The sequence below is a fragment of the Salinisphaera japonica YTM-1 genome (assembly GCF_003788585.1).
GTDB lineage: Bacteria > Pseudomonadota > Gammaproteobacteria > Nevskiales > Salinisphaeraceae > Salinisphaera > Salinisphaera japonica.
This window is the reverse complement of record NZ_AYKG01000044.1, coordinates 1-18090: the sequence shown is the minus strand read 5'-3', so window position 1 is coordinate 18090 and position 18090 is coordinate 1. Positions and strand designations below refer to the sequence as shown.

Annotated in this window: 14 protein-coding genes; 4 read left to right on the top strand and 10 right to left on the bottom strand. The window is 65.3% G+C overall.

Translation table 11 applies throughout. The features are described 5' to 3' along the window. The first annotated feature begins 248 nt into the window (after window positions 1-248). Both SAJA_RS12135 and SAJA_RS12130 read left to right on the top strand, forming a co-directional pair. Window positions 249-1331, top strand: a complete 1083-nt coding sequence (locus SAJA_RS12135) for an efflux RND transporter periplasmic adaptor subunit (RefSeq protein ID WP_221180226.1) — start codon at window positions 249-251, stop codon at window positions 1329-1331. Further along, window positions 1324-5745 (top strand): efflux RND transporter permease subunit, encoded by a 4422-nt coding sequence (locus tag SAJA_RS12130; RefSeq protein ID WP_123658943.1) that lies wholly within the window; start codon window positions 1324-1326, stop codon window positions 5743-5745. The genes SAJA_RS12135 and SAJA_RS12130 overlap by 8 nt, the downstream gene beginning before the upstream one ends. On the opposite strand, the gene SAJA_RS12125 is transcribed toward SAJA_RS12130, so the two are convergent. From SAJA_RS12125 to SAJA_RS12115, 3 genes are all read right to left on the bottom strand, one after another. Further along, window positions 5742-6929 (bottom strand): acetyl-CoA C-acetyltransferase, encoded by a 1188-nt coding sequence (locus SAJA_RS12125; RefSeq protein ID WP_123658942.1) that lies wholly within the window; start codon window positions 6927-6929, stop codon window positions 5742-5744. The two genes, SAJA_RS12130 and SAJA_RS12125, sit on opposite strands and share 4 nt — an antisense overlap. Before the next feature lie 151 nt (window positions 6930-7080). After that, window positions 7081-9036, bottom strand: a complete 1956-nt coding sequence (gene acs, locus SAJA_RS12120; RefSeq protein ID WP_123658941.1) for an acetate--CoA ligase — start codon at window positions 9034-9036, stop codon at window positions 7081-7083. A gap of 104 nt (window positions 9037-9140) precedes the next feature. Continuing rightward, window positions 9141-9659, bottom strand: a complete 519-nt coding sequence (locus SAJA_RS12115) for a CC0125/CC1285 family lipoprotein (protein ID WP_123658940.1) — start codon at window positions 9657-9659, stop codon at window positions 9141-9143. 114 nt (window positions 9660-9773) lie between these two features. Between SAJA_RS12115 and SAJA_RS12110 the strand changes: the two genes are divergently transcribed. Continuing rightward, entirely contained in the window at window positions 9774-10202 is a 429-nt protein-coding gene (locus SAJA_RS12110) for an organic hydroperoxide resistance protein (protein ID WP_123658939.1), read from the top strand. Between the two features lie 34 nt (window positions 10203-10236). Here SAJA_RS12110 and SAJA_RS12105 read toward each other — a convergent pair whose 3' ends face one another. The 5 genes from SAJA_RS12105 to wrbA form a co-directional block, all read right to left on the bottom strand. Then, window positions 10237-10614: a hypothetical protein gene (locus SAJA_RS12105; RefSeq protein WP_123658938.1), complete on the bottom strand. Its 378-nt coding sequence runs from the start codon at window positions 10612-10614 to the stop codon at window positions 10237-10239. A 77-nt stretch (window positions 10615-10691) separates the two neighbouring features. Further along, window positions 10692-11336 (bottom strand): rhomboid family intramembrane serine protease, encoded by a 645-nt coding sequence (locus SAJA_RS12100; RefSeq protein ID WP_123658937.1) that lies wholly within the window; start codon window positions 11334-11336, stop codon window positions 10692-10694. A 127-nt stretch (window positions 11337-11463) separates the two neighbouring features. Next, window positions 11464-13467, bottom strand: coding sequence for a BCCT family transporter (locus SAJA_RS12095; protein ID WP_123658936.1), 2004 nt, complete (start codon window positions 13465-13467; stop codon window positions 11464-11466). Window positions 13468-13703: 236 nt separating this feature from the next. Next, on the bottom strand, window positions 13704-14306 hold the full coding sequence (locus SAJA_RS12090) for a nitroreductase family protein (RefSeq protein ID WP_123658935.1): 603 nt from the start codon (window positions 14304-14306) through the stop codon (window positions 13704-13706). Beyond that, window positions 14306-14911: an NAD(P)H:quinone oxidoreductase gene (gene wrbA / locus SAJA_RS12085; RefSeq protein WP_123658934.1), complete on the bottom strand. Its 606-nt coding sequence runs from the start codon at window positions 14909-14911 to the stop codon at window positions 14306-14308. The genes SAJA_RS12090 and wrbA overlap by 1 nt, the downstream gene beginning before the upstream one ends. A gap of 145 nt (window positions 14912-15056) precedes the next feature. On the opposite strand from wrbA, the gene SAJA_RS12080 reads away from it, so the two are divergent. Next, complete coding sequence (locus tag SAJA_RS12080; RefSeq protein WP_123658933.1) at window positions 15057-15968, top strand: LysR substrate-binding domain-containing protein; 912 nt, start codon at window positions 15057-15059, stop codon at window positions 15966-15968. A gap of 283 nt (window positions 15969-16251) precedes the next feature. On the opposite strand, the gene djlA is transcribed toward SAJA_RS12080, so the two are convergent. Both djlA and pdeM read right to left on the bottom strand, forming a co-directional pair. Then, complete coding sequence (gene djlA / locus SAJA_RS12075) at window positions 16252-17067, bottom strand: co-chaperone DjlA (RefSeq protein ID WP_123658932.1); 816 nt, start codon at window positions 17065-17067, stop codon at window positions 16252-16254. Between the two features lie 45 nt (window positions 17068-17112). Then, window positions 17113-17799, bottom strand: coding sequence for a ligase-associated DNA damage response endonuclease PdeM (gene pdeM / locus SAJA_RS12070; protein WP_123658931.1), 687 nt, complete (start codon window positions 17797-17799; stop codon window positions 17113-17115). Between the last annotated feature and the right edge of the window lie 291 nt (window positions 17800-18090).

The window sequence follows — 18090 nt, the reverse complement described above, 5'->3', positions numbered from 1 at the left end:
CGCAGTCATTCTGCGCCAGTGGGCTAGAACGCTGTATTGCCGCAAAACAGCGCTTGTCCCGGAGGGTTGGGCCGCAAATCGCGCCCTGCAGGACATGATTTGCGGACGCCAACGCGGCGCTCGTCTGAAACGGCAAAAGGCCCTGGCATGTGTTGACAACGTCAACTTGGCTTCATAGCGTGCGTCTTGGGGTATAAAACCATCGAGCGATGATAACGACACGATTTCTATCGCCGGGGGCGCATCGCTTGCGACATATTCGTTGGCTCGGCCCGCTCGTCGTGGCACTTGTCGCGCTGACCGGTTGTGGTTCCGATGCCCCGACGTCACAGCCCGAAAACGACGTGCTCGTACGCACGGCCCGCGTCACGCGCGCGGATTCGGCCCAGACCTATCGCCTGACCGGGGTAAGCCGAGCTGCCAAACGCGCCGATCTGTCGTTTCAGGTCAGTGGCCGCCTGGCCGAGCGAAACGCCGATGTCGGCGACGCCGTCGAGCGCGGTGATCTGCTGGCCCGGCTGGACACGCCCCAACTCGACCCGGCCCGCGATGCCGCCAGGGCCTCGGTGCAGCGCCTGGAAACCCAGCTGGCCAATGCCCGCGACAGTACGGCGCGCACCGCCCGTCTGGTCGAGCAGGATGCGGCCACCCAGCAACAGCTCGACGATGCCCGCACCCAGCGCGATAGCCTGGCCGCCCAGCTGGCACAGGCCCGTGCCGAGGCCAGCCGGGCCACGCGATCGGCCGATCAACAACGCCTGACCGCGCCGATCGCCGGCAGCGTGACCGATGTCTATTTCCAGCCCGGCGAATTCATACCGGCCGGCCAGCCCGTGATGGCGCTATCCGGCGCCGGCGGGCTGGAGGCCCGCTTTGGCGTGCCCGAGCAGCTGGTGCCCGGACTGGCCACCGGCCAAAGCGTGCGCTTGAGCCTGCCGCTGGGCAGCGGCGGTACGCTCACCGGGCGCCTGATCCGCCTGGCGCGTGCCACCGGCGGGCCGGGCCAGCTGTTCCAGGCCGTGATCCATATCGACGACACGGGCGAGGTGGGCCCCGGCGAGAGCGTGGTCTGGCACGTTCGGGCCCGGCCGCAGAATGATCTGCTGGTGCCGATCGCTGCCCTGGCCCGTATCGGCCGGGCACAGACGGCCGTGGTCTATGTCGTCGACGGCGACACCGCCCGTCGCGTGCCGGTCACCGCCGGTGCGCTGGTCGACGAACGGGTCCGCGTGCGCGGCGATCTGGCCGCCGGCGATGCCGTGGCCGTCGCCGGGCTGTCGCACCTGACCGACGGGCAAACGATACGCCGCCTCGGGCCTGACGATGACTGACTGGAGCCGACATATCCTCGGCCAGAGCCGGCTGATCGCTGCTCTCGTCACGGTTTTTGCCCTGGCCGGCATCGCGGCCTATATACAGATGAACCGGCAAGAGAACCCGTCGTTTCCCTACCGCGTCGGCATCATCACGGTCGCCTTTCCCGGGGCCGCGCCGGGACGTATCGAGCGCTTGGTGGCCCGCCCGCTCGAGCGCGAGATTGCCGGGGTGTCCGAGGTTCAGCATATCGAAACCACGCTGCGACAGGGCGTGGGGATCTTCACCGTACAACTGGGCGACTCGGTCTATGACACCGATTCGGCCTGGGATCGGGTGCGCCGGGCGATGGAGATCGCGGCCCGCGACTATCCACAGGGCGTGGGCCAGGCCGAGCTGGATGATCGCATCATCGATGCCAGCCTGATGGTCGTGGCGCTGACCGGGCCGGGCAACACGCGCGATCTGGCCCATGCGGCCAAGCGGCTGCGCCGGCATCTGCAAGGCGTGGGCGGGATTTCCGATATCAGGCTGTTCGGTGACCCGGGGCGCCAGATCACCGTGGCCCTGGATGATGCGGTAATGAGCCGCTACGGCCTGTCGCCGGATACGGTGGCCCGCGATATCTCCAACAGCAACCAGACGCTGGATTCCGGCCAGCTCACTCTGGACGATCGCAGCGTGAACTTGAGCGTGGACAGCGACTATGGCTCGCTGACGGCCATCCGCGCGACCGCGATCGGCCTGCCCGGCGGCGATACGCTGCCGCTGGGCGCGCTCGCCCATGTGTATACCGCCGACACCACGCCGCCGGCTGCTCGCGTGCTGACCGACGGCGAGCCCGCGGTGGCACTGGAGATCGTCGCGGCGCGCGGGCGCAACACGGTCGAGCTGGGCGCGCGTCTGAAACAGGCAGTGACGGATTTTGCCCCCGAGCTTGCCCCGGCCAGGCCCTCGATCATGTTCTATCAGCCGGCCCAGACCGAAGCCCGTCTGACCTCGTTGTCGATCAATCTGCTGGCCTCGATCGCGATCATCCTGCTCGTGCTGTTCGTGTTCATGGGCCTGCGCCTGGGCGTTGTGGTGGCGGTATTACTACCGCTGGTCACGCTGACCACGATCGCGCTCTATGCGCTGGGCGGGGGCATCCTGCAGCAGGTGGCCATCATCGGGCTGGTGGTCGCACTCGGTATTCTGGTGGATAACGCCATCGTCATGAGCGAGGAAGTCCAGGCCCGGCTCAACGAGGGCCAGGCGCCAGGCGCGGCGGCCGCCGGGGCGATCGCCAGCCTGGCCGGCCCGTTGTTCGCGGCCACGGGCACCACGCTGGCCGCGTTCGTGCCCATGCTGCTCGCCCAGGGCAATACGGCCGATTTCACGCGCGCGCTGCCGATCACGATCATGACCGCGCTGTCAGTGAGCTATCTGTTTGCCATCACCGTTACGCCGCTGCTTTCACGCGGGCTGCTGCGCCCGGCGCGCGGCGCGGGCACCGGCGTGCTGGATCGCCTGGGCGTGCGGCTGGCCCGCCTGACCGGGCGGCGCCCGGTTCTCTGGGTTCTCGGCGGCGGCGCGGTATTCGTCGCGGCGATGGCCACCCTGCCCCTGCTGGATCAACAATTCTTCCCGCCGGCCGATCGCGATGTCGTGGTGGTGGATCTATCACTGCCCGAGGGCACGGCCCTGGCCCGTACCGAAAACGCGGCCACCGCACTGGCCGCCGCGCTGCGCCCACGGGCCGACGTACGCGCCATCGAAACCTTCATCGGCAACGGCGGGCCGACGTTCTTCTATAACCTGCGCCGGGCGCCGGCCGCGCCGCATCTGGCGCGTCTGGTCGTCAAGACGCGCGATATCGCCGACAACGCCGCGATCATCGACGCGGTGGCCGATTATCATCGCCAGCATCTGGCCGACGGCGATCTCATCGCCCGAACGCTGGGCCAGGGCCCGGTGGTGCCGGCCCCGATCGCCGTGCGCGTATTCAACGACGATGCCGATCGCCTGGCCACGGCCACCCAGCGCGTCACCGCCCTGACCCAGCAGATCGCCGGCACGCGCGATGTACGAAACGACTTGGGCATCGGTATTCCCAGCCTGCGCTATGACGTACAGCGCGGCATCGCCCAGGCGTTTGGCGTGGCCCCGGTGGATATCAGCCAGACGCTGGCCGGGCGCAGCACCGGGCGTATCGTGGGTCAGTACCGCGGCGATGTGGATCCGATGCCGATCCGTATCGTCAGCCCCGAAGGCATGGCTTTCGACCCCGTGGCCCTGGCCACCGCGACCGTGCACGGCGATCGGGGCGCCAGCGTGCCCCTGATGCAGGTGGCCACCCCACATCTTGCCCTGGCCCCGGGCTCGATTCGCCACTATGACCAACGCCCCGTGGCCCATGTGTATACCGAGCTGACCGGGAACGCGGTCTATAGCCAGGTTCTTGCGCCGTTGCAGCGGGCCATCGCGGGCGCCGACCTGCCCCCGGGCACGACCATTGCCTACGGCGGCAACGCCGAGGAATCGGGCAAGGCCAATACCGCGCTGTTTTCAGCCGCGCCGCTGGGCATCGGGCTGCTGCTGTTTTTCCTGCTGATCCAGTTCAACTCGTTTCGTCGCGTGGGGCTTGTGTTGATGACTGCACCGTTTGCGGCCGTGGGCGTCATCCCGGGGCTGCTCCTGCTGGGGATTCCGTTCGGCTTCATGCCGCTTCTGGGCATGATCGCGCTGACGGGTATCGTGGTGAATAACGCCATCGTGCTCATCGATGTCGTCGATCAGCGCCTGGCCGAAGGCCAACCGATCGATACCGCCGTGGCCGATGCCGTGCGCCGACGTACCCGGCCGATCCTGTTGACCACGGCCACCACCATCGCCGGGCTGCTGCCCCTGGCCCTGTCAGAGGCCACGCTCTGGCCGCCCATGGCCTGGCCGATCATCACCGGGCTGGCCGCGGCCACGCTGCTCACCCTGCTGGTGCTGCCGGCCATGTGTCGGCTGCTGCTGGGCCGCCCGCGTGGGCGGAAAACACCGCCGGGTGCGAGCGCGGCCGTGCTCGTCACCGGGCTGTTCATGGCCGTTCCGTGTGTCGGCGCGGCCGAGCGCCCGGCGAGCGACGAACTGGCCGATGCGCCCACGATATCGCTGGCCGAGGCGTTTGCCGGTGCGGCGCGTATTCCCGGCGTGGCCCGCAGCCAGCAACAACAGGCCTCGGCCCGGGCCGCGGCCGATCGCATCCGGCGCGCCGGGCGTTATCCCACGCTGTCGGCCCGGGCCAGTGCCGAGCGCAACAGCGAGGTCGCGCGTCTGGATACCCAGACCTTTGGCGACGACCTGGGCGCCGCGGCCGATCTGCCCGACGGCCAGACCGTCCCGGATGTCTCGATCCCGCTGGGTGATCGCGATCAGCTCAACGCCGCCATCGAGCTGCGCCAGCCACTGCTGGATATCGCGACCCAGGTGTACGCCGCCCCCGCCCAGGCATCGACGGTGGCCGCCGCCGGGCACGTCGCCGAGCGGGCCGTGGTGCAGGCCCGCCTGGCCGCCGCACAGGCTTATGTCGAAGCGCTGTCGCTGCGCCAGACCCAGCGCGCGCGTGGGCAGTTGCTCACACGCTTGAACCGTCAGTACGAACAGATCACCCAGCTGCGCGCCCAGGGCCGGGCGTTGAAAAGCGATGTCGCCGAGGTGCGCTATGCCCGCGCTCGTGCCTCCGGCCAGCTGGACCGCACGAACGCCGATTACGTGACCGCCTGTATCGCCCTGGGCCAGGCGGTCGGCCGGGATCAACCCGTCATCCCCGGCGAGATCACCCATCTGCCGCCCGAGCGCCTGGCCGATGTGACCACGCTGGTGGCCACCGCCCACGATCATCGCGCGGATCTGGCGGCCATCAGTGATCGCATCGCCGCGGCGCGTCTACAGGTCAAGGCCGTGGCCGCACAGCGGTTGCCGAGCATCGATGCCGTGGCCAGCTATAACGTCAACCAGGGCAACGTGTTTCTGCCCGACAGTGCCGCACGTATCGGGGCCGAGCTGACCTGGCGCCCGTTTGCCGGTGGCCAGCTCATCGCCCGCAAGCGCGAGGCCGAGGCCGAAGTGGCCGCCCTGATGGCCGCGCGCCAGGCCACGATCAACGAGATCACCCTGGCCGTGCGTCGGGCCCGGGACGACTACGGCACCGCGCTGACCCAGCTGTCCGTGGCCCGGCTGGGCCGCGAGAGCGCGATCGCCCAGCGCGAGACGCTGAGCGCCCAGCGCAGCGCCGGACGCGCGACGATTTCACAGCTCGTGGAGGCCGAAACGCGGGCCGCCGAGCGCGAAAGCGATTATCGCCGTTCCCGCTACCAGCTGGTGCTGGCCTGGCAGGCCCTGCAGGCCGCGCTCGGCCGGCCGCCGGCCACGGACGCGCTCACCCGTCGCATCCCCGATTAAGACAGGCGCTCGAACGCCATCGCCAGGCCGTGACCACCGCCAACACAAAGGCTAGCCAGCCCGCGTGTCATGTCGCTACGCCGTAACTCATGCAGCAGAGAGACCACGATACGTGTACCCGAGGCACCGATCGGATGGCCCAGGGCGATCGCCCCGCCGTTGACGTTGAGCCGATCCTCCGGCCAGTCCATCTGGCGGTTCACCGCGATCGCCTGGGCGGCAAACGCCTCGTTGAGCTCGATCCGATCCAGATCAGCCACCTGCCAGCCGGCCCGCGCCAGACAGGCCTGGCTGGCCGGCACCGGCCCGATGCCCATGAGCGCGGGATCCACGCCGACGCTGGCATACGAAGCGATACGGGCCAGCGGCACCAGCCCCTGCCGCTCGGCCTCAGCCCGCGTGGTGACCACCACCACCGCGGCCCCGTCGTTCAGGCCCGAGGCATTACCGGCCGTGACCGTGCCGTCACGCGTAAAGGCGGGCTCGAGCTCGGCCAGGCGCTCGGCACTCACGCCCGGCCGGGGGCTCTCATCGCGGGCAAAACCGATGGCGTCACCGCGTTTCTGGGGCACGGACAACGACAATATCTCGGACTCAAACACCCCGTGCTTGGCGGCCTCTTCGGCCCGCTGCTGCGAGCCGGCTGCGAACGCATCCTGTTCGGCCCGCGAGATCCGATATTTACGGGCGACGTTCTCGGCCGTCTGGCCCATGTGGTAATCGTTGAAGGCATCCCACAGCCCGTCCTGGATCATGGCATCCACCAACGGCCAGTCGCCCATGCGATGACCGCTGCGCGAGCCGGGCAGCAGATGCGGGGCCTGGCTCATGGATTCCTGTCCGCCAGCGATCACGAGTCGCGACTCGCCAAGAGCGACCTCACGGGCGGCCATCATAATCGCGGCCAGCCCGCTGCCACAGACCTGATTGACCGTGACCGCCGGCACGCTCTGGGCCAGCCCGGCCCGGATCGTGGATTGCCGGGCCGGGTTCTGGCCGGCACCAGCGGTCAGCACTTGGCCGAGGATCACGCTGTCCACCGCATCAGGCGCCAGATCCAGGCGCGCCAAAGACTGACGAATCAACGCCGAGCCCATGTCCACGCCGCTCATGCCGGCCAGCGTGCCCGACAAACGCCCTATGGCGGTGCGGTATGCACCGGCGATGATCACTTCTTCGGTCATGAACGCATACCTGCTTGAATATCGACGACCGGCAGGTTACCCGGTACATCGCCACGATGGCGTAAACGCCAGACATAAAAAAGGCCGGACACCGATCATGACGTTCGTCACGGCCGGGCCGGCCACCCCCTAACTCGGGTATGGAATCAGATCAGGTGCCTTTGGCCTGAAGCTGATCCAGGATCTGCGGGTTTTCCAGCGTCGAGACGTCCTGTGTCACCTCGTCGCCGCGGGCGACCGTACGCAGCAGACGGCGCATGATCTTGCCCGAACGGGTCTTGGGCAGGCCATCGGCAAAACGGATCTCTTCCGGCTTGGCGATCGCGCCCAGCTGTTCCGATACCCAGTTACGCAAATCTGATGCCAACTGCTCGTCACCCTCGCCGTCCTTGAGGATGATGAAGGCCACGATGGCCTCGCCCTTGACGTCATGCGGACGCGATACGACAGCAGCCTCGGCCACGGCTTCGTGGGCCACCAGGGCCGATTCGACCTCCATGGTCCCCAGACGATGCCCGGAGACGTTCACCACATCGTCGATGCGGCCCAGGATACGGAAATAGCCTTTCTCGTCACGCTGGGCCGAATCGCCGGCCACGTACGTGTGGGCATCGTACATGCCGAAATAGGTTTCCTTGTAGCGATCCGGGTCACCCCAGATCGTGCGCAGCATGTAGGGCCAGGGTTTCTTGATCACCAGCACGCCACCGGCGCCGGCATCGGTGACCCGCTCGCCGGATTCATCGAGAATATCGGCCTCGATGCCCGGCAGCGCATGGGTGACACTCCCCGGCGTGGTGGGCGTGTACGAGGCGATCGGCGTGATCATGTGGGCGCCGGTCTCGGTCTGCCACCAGGTATCCACGATCGGGCAGCGTTCCTTGCCGATGACCTGGCGATACCACATCCAGGCTTCCGGGTTGATCGGCTCACCGACCGTACCCAGCACACGCAGGCTGTCCAGCGCGTGGCGCTGCGGGTACTCGTCGCCGTGCTTCATCAGCGCCCGGATCGCGGTCGGCGCGGTATAGAAGATCGTGACTTGATGGGTGTCGACCATCTTCCAGAACCGATCCGGCTCGGGATAGGTCGGCACGCCCTCGAACATGACCTGGGTCGCGCCACAGGCCGTGGGCCCGTAGGTGATGTAGGTGTGCCCGGTGATCCAGCCGACGTCGGCGGTGCACCAGAAGACATCGTCGTCGCCCAGATCAAAGACCCAGCGACAGGTCGTCACCGCGCCCAGCAGGTAGCCGGCGCTGGCGTGCTGGATGCCCTTGGGCTTGCCGGTCGAACCCGAGGTATAAAGGATGAACAGCGGATGTTCGGCATCCACCCACTCCGGCTCGCAGTCGGCCGGCTGGCCGTCGACGACATCGTGCCACCAGATATCGCGCCCGTCGCGCATCTCGACATCGGCGCCCGAGCGCTTGAGCACGACCACCGATTCGATCGATTCACAGCCTTCGGACAGTGCCTTGTCGGCGACCTCCTTGAGCGGGATGAGCTTGCCACCGCGATAGTTGCCATCGGCGGTGATGAGCATCTTGGCCTCGGCGTCGTCGATCCGGTCACGCAGCGACGGCGCGGAAAACCCGCCGAAAACCACCGAATGAATCGCGCCGATGCGCGCACAGGCCAGCATGGCAACCGTGGCCTCGGGCACGTTGGGCAGGTAGATGACCGCCCGGTCGCCCTTGGCCAGCCCCTGGGCCTTCAACGCGTTGGCAAAGCGACACACGCGGGCATGCAGATCGGCGTAACTGATGTGCTCGACGTTGCCATCATCGGCTTCGAAGATGATGGCGGTCTTGTCGGCCTTGGCAGACAAGTGTCGATCCAAACAGTTGTAGGAAACGTTGATCTTGCCGTCGGTGAACCACTTGAAGAACGGCGCGTTGGTGTCGTCCAGCGTGGTGGAAAAATCCTGGTGCCAGTCCAGGTGCTTGCGCGCCTGGTCGGCCCAGAAGCCTTCGTGATCCGCTTCGGCGGCGCTGTAGAGCGCCTCGACGTCTGCGGGCTTGATCGCGGCGTCCTCGACGAATTGTCGCGGCGGCTCGAAGACCCGGTGTTCCTTCAATACGGATTCGATCTTGTTGTCTGCCATAGGTTATCCGTTGGTCGAAAGTTCTTTGTGATCAAGCATACGCAACGCGTTGTGTGCAATGCATCCGACGTTAGGCGCACGCCCGGCTGCCACGGCCGGTCTGATCACGTCTGTCGTGCTGCCACCATAGCAGCGAGGTTGGCCTTGACCTCGCGGGCATCGAACACGTCGGCGGCCTGGGCCGGCACATCAGGGCCGATACGAATCAGCAAACTCGTTTCATAGCGCGTGCGCGACGCACCGCCCGTGCTGTAGCCGACCCCGGTGCCCCAATAAGGAAAACCCCATCCATAGCCGACATTGGCCGACGGGCCGTAATCGCTGTGGGACGTGATCGGCGCCGTTTCGCGCGAGGTGACCTGAAATCGCGGCGCACCGTGGGCGATGGCGACTTCTGCAGCCCGGAACAGCGCGAAATTCTCGACCGTCTCCCGAGCCACGCCCGAATCGCCAGCAAAGCTGACACGGAACTGCTGCGCGGTGAGCTGGGTATCACGATAGCCGTAGTCGCCGGGCGCCGGCGCGGCGCGATAGACCGGGCCGGAGGCACACCCGGCCAGAAGTGCTGCCGCCAGCGTCAAAGCGGCTGCAGGTAACACACAAACACTTGAAAGCAGCCTCATGGCATCACACCTTTTGATTAGACAGAGCCGATCCGTCTCCGGATCATTTCGTATTGCGCACAATCATTCTTCGTGCCAGCTTTACCCCTAACCGCATTCCACCAGGAGCCATCCATGGCAGTCGACAAGATCCTTTATACCGCAGAAGCCACCGCGACCGGTGGTCGCGACGGACGTGCCTCTACCGCCGACAACACGCTCGATCTGAAACTGTCCACCCCCAAAGAGATGGGCGGCGCCGGCGGCGACGGCACCAATCCGGAACAGCTGTTCGCCGCGGGCTATTCGGCCTGCTTCATCGGCGCGCTGAAAGTCGTCGCCGGGCGCGAGAAGATCAAGCTACCCGACGATCATGCCGTGACGGGCGAAGTCGGCATTGGCCCGATGGGCGAGGCTTTCGGGATCGAGGTGACGCTTAACGTGAAACTGCCGGGCCTGGATAAGAACGAAGCCGATGACCTGGTCGAAAAAGCCCATCAGGTCTGCCCTTACTCGAACGCCACCCGTGGCAACGTCGACGTCAATCTCAACGTCAGCGTATAAAGCCGCGCCCCGGCCCGGCGAGCCGGTCGGGGCCTTATTGATCCGCGGTCGGGCCGCGGCCCAGCTCGATCATCACCGCGACAACCATCACCATCGGCATGACCGCCGTAAGCACGATGATACTCGCGGCCAGATTCCCCGATAGCAGCGCTCGCCCGACGCCCGCCAGCGCGGCCAGCACGCCCAGGCCGGCCAAGCCGGCCATCACGAGCCGGGCCCAGGCCTGTTTGAACACCACACCGATACCGGCTGCCAACACGGCCAGGCCGCCCACGATCAGCGATACCAGCCCCCACGCTGCGATGGGGAAATCCGGCGGGTGAAGCCAGAACATGGCCCCGGTGATGGCAATGACCAATCCGGCCGAGGCACAGATGAAGCCGAACAGGCGATGCAGCAGATGATCGTTCATGACATCTCGCGAAGGCTACGCCGCAGCGCAGCAAATGAATCCAGAGCCCATATCGCCCTACGCGGGGCGACGGCGCGCTAGTTGCGCAGCCGGCCCTGACTGCGCCAGTACAACAGCAGCCCCAGCCCGAACACCATCCCGCCCAGATGCGCGAAATGGGCAACGCCCGATTGCGTGCCGGTCACGCCGAAAAACAATTCCAGCGCACCGTAGCCCACCACGAAGAATTTGGCTTTCATGGGAATCGGCGGAATGAGAAGCATGACCCGGGCCTCGGGAAACATCATGCCAAAGGCCAACAACACCCCGAACACACCACCCGAGGCCCCGACGGTCGGCGCGATCGGCCCGGTATCGAAAAACGACACCACTGCCAGCTGGGTGATCGCCGCGCCGGTGATACAGACCGCATAGAACGCCAGAAACCGATACCCGCCCCAGACCTGCTCCAGTACGCGGCCGAACATCCAAAGCCCGAACATATTGAAGAACAGATGCGCGATGTTGGCATGCAGAAAGGCATAAGAGACGAGCTGCCAGGGCGCAAAGCCGACTGTCAGATCCGTCTGGGCAACCGGGAAATCGCCCAGCGGCCACAGCGCGAAGTTCAGGATCACGACCTGCGGCGCATAGATCTTGGCCAGAAAGCCCAGACCGTTGGCAATCAAGAGCCACTTGATCATGGGCGGCACGGACGACATGGCCAATGGGTTGCGTTCCATGAACGTTGGCGCTCATTGCGCGACACGACAAATCGGAAACCAAGGATAACCGATCGCCCATAAAAAACACCCGACGTCTGAGCCAGACGCCGGGTGTCTTGTCATCACGCAAAATGCGCGATACGGATCAGCGCATCAGGTGCAAGAAGTGCAGATGCTTTTCGTACTGATCCAGGATGTCGCCGATGAGCTGCGACTTGGTGTAGCCGACCACGTTGTACTGCTGGCCGCCTTCGCGCAGATAGACCTCGGCGCGATAATGCGAGCGATCGCGGTTCTGTTCGCTCTTGCCGCGCTTGCCACGGAAGCCGCCCATCGCGAACGACGGTGCGGCAAAGCGCCGGGCACGCACGCCGTAAACGAAATCGATTTCGGCGCCGTGATCCACGTCGATATAACAGCGATCTTCGCCGAGCTCGACGCTGACCGGCAGATTCGATTCCTCGAACTTGGCCGCGACCTCTTCCATCGCCGGTTTGACCGTTTCCTTGAGGAATTTCTCGACCTGCGCCTGACGCGGCGTGGACATCAAGGATTCCAGACGACGCTCCCAGTTGCCGTTGGCCGAGGTCGCCACGTTCGAGGGCGTATTCATCATGTGACGCATCGAGTCCTGCTTGACGGCTTCGATCGACAACGATTTGTACAGCCCCGCGGCCATCAACAGGATGATGAACGTGAACGGCAGCGCCGAGGCCAGTGATGCCGCCTGCAACGCGCCGATACCACCGGCCAGCAGCAGCACGATCGCCACCACGCCTTCCGAGGTGGCCCAGAAGATACGCTGCCAGACCGGCGATTCCTCGCCGTCCTTGGCGGTCAGGATATCGATGACCATCGAGCCCGAGTCCGAGGAGGTGACAAAGAAGGTCACGACCAGGATCGTGCCCAGAATCGAGGTGATCCAGGACAGCGGGAAGTGCTCGAAGAAGGCGAACAGCGCGGTCGAGACGTTGGCATTGACCGCATCCAGCATATCGGTGGCGCCGTCGACCATGATCAGGTGCAGCGCACTGTCACCGAAGGCACTCATCCACAGGAAGGTCGCACCCACGGGAACCAGCAGCACGCCGGTCACGAATTCACGGATCGTACGGCCACGCGAGACGCGTGCGACGAACATGCCGACGAACGGCGACCAGGAAATCCACCAGGACCAGTAGAACAGCGTCCAGCCGCTCATGAAGCTCTGGGTTTCTTCCCCGCCGGTATAGACATACGAGTTGAACGTCATGTCCACCAGCGACGACACATAGTTACCGACGTTCTGGGTGAACGACTGGAAGATATACAGCGTCGGACCCAACACCAGCACAAAGGCCAGAAGGGCGGTGGCCAGATACAGGTTGAGCTCTGAGACACGCCGGATACCACCGTCCAGACCGAATACCACCGAGGTGGTCGCCAGGCCCGTAATGATGCAGATCAGGATGATCTGTGTGCCAATGCCATCCGAGATGTTGAACAGGAAATCCAGACCGGAGGCGACCTGCTGTGCACCGAGCCCCAGCGATGTGGCGACACCGAACAGCGTGCCGAAGACCGCCAGAATATCGACCATGTTGCCGATGGGCCCGGAAATACGCTTGCCGATGAACGGATACAGCGCCGAGCTGATACGCAGCGGCAGGTTACGCCGGAAATGGAAGTAAGCCAGCGCGAGACCGACCACGGCGTAGATCGCCCAGGCGTGCACCCCCCAGTGGAAGAAGGTGATGCGCATGGCTTCCTTGGCCGCTTCTGCCGTGCTGCCCTCGCCCTGTGGCGGGTTGGCGTAATGCAGCACCGGCTCGGCCACGCCATAGAACATCAAACCGATGCCCATGCCCGCGGAAAACAGCATCGCGAACCATGACGTATACGAGAACTCGGGCTCGCTATGATCCGGGCCGAGCTTGAACGAGCCGTAGCGCGACAGGGCCAGCACGATACAAAAGACCAGATAAATGCCGACCGCGGCCAGATAGAACCAACCGAAGGTATCGATCAGCCAGGATTGGACCGCCGAAAAGACCACGTTGGCCTGTTCGGGCACGAGCGCAGCAAACAGCACCAACAGTGACACCACGATCACGGATGGGAAGAAGACGGGAGGGTTGATTCCCGCCTTCCTTGGCTCAGTATCACTCATACACAGGGCTGGTTAATTTGAATTCAGCCTGTGTTTATAACACGGGTGTCTAAAAACCGAAGGCCGAGGCACGCCGCGCGCGCTCGGCGTCCGATCGGTCGCCCAATGGCGCTTCAAGCACGCGTTAACGTGCCTGAAAGCGCTTTCTTTTCAGGACGATACGCTGGCCCCGGCGACCCGCAAAAAGTTTTTCGCAACCTTTTTATATCGGCTGCGAAAAACTTTATCGGGCATGGCTAAAAGCGTGCCGACTGTCCGTAGCGCGCGCCGAAGACGAAATCAGACAGCGGCCGACGCGCCCGCTCGCCCTGATCACGGGCGGCCAGATCAGCATCGTCCACCGCCGAGGTATCGGCCACGCCGAGTGCGATCGCGGTGAGCACTTCAACGCCGGCCGGCACCTCGAACTCCGCCGCCGCCTTGTCCGGGTCGAGACCAATCATCTGATGACAGGCCAGCCCGCGCACCGTGGCCTCCACGGTCATGTTGGCCGCCGCCAGCCCCAGATCATGATGGGCGGCCTTGTTGGGGGTGTCGTTTCTATCGAAATGCAGCGACGTCAAGCCCAGTATCAGCACCGGCGCATTGGCCGCCCAGTGCTGGTTGGCCTCGGCCAGACAGCCGAGAATACGTCGATACACACCATCACCGGCATCCTTCTGGCCCACGATGAAGCGCCAGGGCTGCTCGTTATAGCTCGAAGCCGCCCAGCGGGCGGCCTCGAACACACTGGACAGATCAGCCTCGGCGACCGGCGTGGGGGCAAAACAGTACGGGCTCCAGCGCGTGGCCAGCGTGGCGTGGATGGTGTGAGCGGTATCGGCGGTCTTGTCAGACATCAGCTGTCTCCCATGCGCACGGTCAGGCGGGCGATCTTCTCACCCTGATAGCGTGCGATAGCCAGCTCCTTGTCCGTGGGCTGGCGCGAGCCGTCGCCGCCGGCCAGGGTCGCGGCACCGTAAGGCGAGCCACCGCGGACTTCAGAGATATCGAACAACTCGCTGGCCCCGGCATAGTCGAGCGGCACGATCAACATGCCGTGATGGGCCAGCGTGTTCCAGAACGAGGTGATGGTGGTTTCGTTACCCGCGCCGGTCGCACTCGATGTGAAGACCGTGGCGAACTTGTTGACCAGCTTGCCGTTGGCCCACAGCCCGCCGGTCTGGTCGAGAAACGTGCGCATCTGGCCGGCCATGTTGCCAAAGCGCGTGGGCGTGCCGAACACGATGGCATCGTAATCGGCCAGCTCATCGGGCTTGGCCTCGGCGCCGGCCGTCATGCCTTTCGCCCCGGCGTTTTCAAGCGCCTCGGCGGTCATGGTTTCAGGCACGTGCTTGAGCGTGACCTCAACGCCGTCGGCGCTGTTGGCACCGTCGACCACGCTTTGTGCCAGCGTTTCGATATGCCCGTACATGGAGTAATAGAGCACCAGAATCTTTTTCATCGCGTTCAGCTCCTTGTCGCCGGCGCCGGGCCGGCGTGGGTGAAATTCATCTCGCGACAGTAGCGAGTTCATCCCGCCACCGATAGCGAGCCGTTCTGGCATAGTCATTCAATCTGACTGAACGACTTGTGCGCCCGCACCCGCTATGACCGGACCCATCCGTCTCGACGCGCTGGAAACCATCGACGCCATTGATCGTTACGGCAGCTTTGCGGCCGCCGCGGCCGCACTTTATCGGGTGCCTTCGGCGGTGTCCTACACGATCAGTCAGCTTGAATCGGAACTGGGTGTCGCGCTTTTCGATCGCAGCGGCCATCGCGCCGTGCTGACGCCCGCGGGGCGGCTTGTACTCGACGAGGGCCGGCGTATTCTCACCGCCACCCGGGCATTGGGCGTGGCCGCACGACGCCTGGGCGATGACTGGGAGCCCGAGTTGCGTGTGGCCTTCGATGCCACCGTGGCCCCCGGCCGGATCTGGCCGCTTGTCGCTGCTTTTCAGGTCGCGCATCCGCGTACCGACTTGGTGGCCTGTGAAGAAGTGCTGGCCGGCAGCTGGGAGGCATTGATCGACGGCCGCGTGGATCTGGCGGTCGGGGTGACCGATCCCCCGGCCCATGGCGGCATTCGACGCGTGGCCTTCGATACGCTGGATTTCGTGTTCTGCTGTGCGCCCGATCACGCACTGGCCGCGGCGAGCCAGCCCTTAAGCGACGATCAACTGCTGGCGCATCGCGCGCTGGTGGTGGCCGACAGCGCGCGGCGATTCAACGAACGCAGCGGCAACCTGCTCGACGGCCAGCCCCGGCTGACCGTGTCCACCATGCGCGCCAAGATCGAGGCCATCGAGGCCGGTCTCGGCGTGGGCTATTGTCCGAGCGCCTGGGTGAGCGAGGCACTCGGCGCCGGCCGGCTCGTCGCGCGCCGAACCGCGCGTCAAAGCCCGCCCCGGCCGACCTATCTACTCTGGCACGAGCGCGAAACCGGGCGCGCCCTGCACTGGCTCATCGAACGCTTGCTGGCCGATGCCAGGCGCGCGCCGCCGCCCGCAGCCGGCTAGGGCCTGTTGCCGTTTCATGCGAGCCCGCGCCAAGCGCTGTTTTGCGGCAAGACGAGGCGTAGCCCGCGCCGCGCAGTCATTCTGCGCTAGTGGGCTAGACCGCTGTATTGCCGCAAAACAGCGCTTGTCCCGAAGGGTTGGGCCGCCCATAAAAATTAAAGATGGGCGCCCTGCGACGTTGCGAGTCTTGATCGTGGCACGCCACGACGCGGCGACTCGCGCCTTGCAGGACACACTGCGGACTCTCGACAAACGCGGCGCTCGTATGAAACGGCAACAGGCCCTAGTTCATACCGCGGGCCTCGCAGATACGCTCGTAGGCCGCGCCGATCTCGCGTGTCTTCTGTTCGGCCATCTCGCGCATGCTTTCAGGCATGCCCTTGGCCGCCAGCTTGTCCGGATGGTTCTGACTCATCTGACGACGATAGGCTTTTTTCACGTCCGCGTCGGTGGCGTCCGAGTCCACGCCCAGCACGTCGTAGGCCTGGCTGATCTGCTCCTCTTGGGACACGCCGGCCTTCGAGCCCATGCCATCGCCCGAGGTCTGGCCGCCGAAGCCGCCGCCGGCCCCGCCGCGCATGCCCAGCATCGCCTCCAGCTGGCGGATCTCGCCTTCAGACAGGCCCAGGCCACGCGCCACGCGCATGAGCATGTTGTGTTCGGCATCGCTGACCTTGCCATCGGCCGCAATCGCGGCGATCTGCACCTGCAGAAACATCTGGTGCAGGGCCCGCTGGCCGCGGGCAGTCTGGCGAAACGCCGCCACCTCGCCGTCGAGATCGAAATCGTCGGCCTTGCCGCGGTTGAACGCCTCGCGTGCCTGGGTCTTCTGCTCATCGGACATGCGCAGACGCGTGAACAGCTCCTCGGCCACGCGGATCTCATCGCGGGTGACCTGGCCATCGGCCTTGCACAGCGCGCCCATCACGGCGAACGTCGAGCTCAGGAACTGGTTCTGGATAGCGCCCAACTTGCCCCGGCGCGTGCCCATGGCCACCATCTGGAACACCCAGAAACCGGCCACGGCGCCCAGCAGGCCACCCGAAAACCCCATGAAAGAGGCGCCTATGAGCGCCCCGACAATAATCGCGATCAACATGGCCCTGATTCTACCGAGGCCGGGCCTTCGCAGCGAGCATCCGTTTCAACCGCCGAGGCCGGCCTCGATGACCTCGCCGTCCGCAACCACGAACACCCGGTCACCGGCTGCGGGCGAGACCCGCCCGCCGCCGGCGAAACTACAGAACGCTGGCAGCATCAGCCCGTCGCCGTGGCGCCAGAACACCGGCAGGCGCGCACCGTCGGCCCCCGAGCCCAGGCGCACGACGGGATGAACATGCCCGGCCAGCACCGGCCCGCGCGCATCAGCCCCCGGCTCGTGCTGGCAGACAAACGGTTGCATCAAGCGTGCGCCGGGCTGCCAATCAATATCCACATCCACCGGCAGGCGCTTCACACGATCGTGATTGCCCCGCGTGACGATGATCTCGATCGCGGCGTGGCGCGCCCGCCAGGCCGCAAACCGCGCCAGCCAGGGGGCATCGGCCGCCGGCGGCGCGTGGACAAAATCCCCCAGCACCACCAGACGCGTGGCCCCCGTCTCGGCCAACGCGTTTTCCAGGCGCGCCAGATCGGCCTCGGTCGTGCCCGTGGGCACGTTCAAGCCCTGGCGCCGGAACACGCCTGACTTGCCGAAATGCGTATCGGCTACAAACAGCGTGGCCTCGCTCGGCCAGAACACGCTGTGATCGCCGCGTAGTACCAGGCGCTCGCCGGCTAGAGTCAGCTCGGCGTATTGTGTTGTTGTAAGTTGGTTCGCGTTGGCGGGCATTGGATTTTCAAAGTGCTTACAGGTCAATAGCTTACGGTATTTGGCAAGCTCTGGATTTCTTTGATCTGGAATGCTGTCGCTTGGGCTGACCGTGCGAGTCGGAACGCTTTCGAGAATGGTTTGGGCCCCGATTTCGCGCTGCAGCGCGAGTGTCTTTTATTTGCTTGTCCAAATAAAAGGCACCAAAACAAAAGACCCCCTACATATCCGCCCGCTACGCGGGTGCGCGCAGCCGCACAGGTTGCCTGGGACACGGCCAGAACTCGCATCGCTTTGGCGATGCTCAAACAA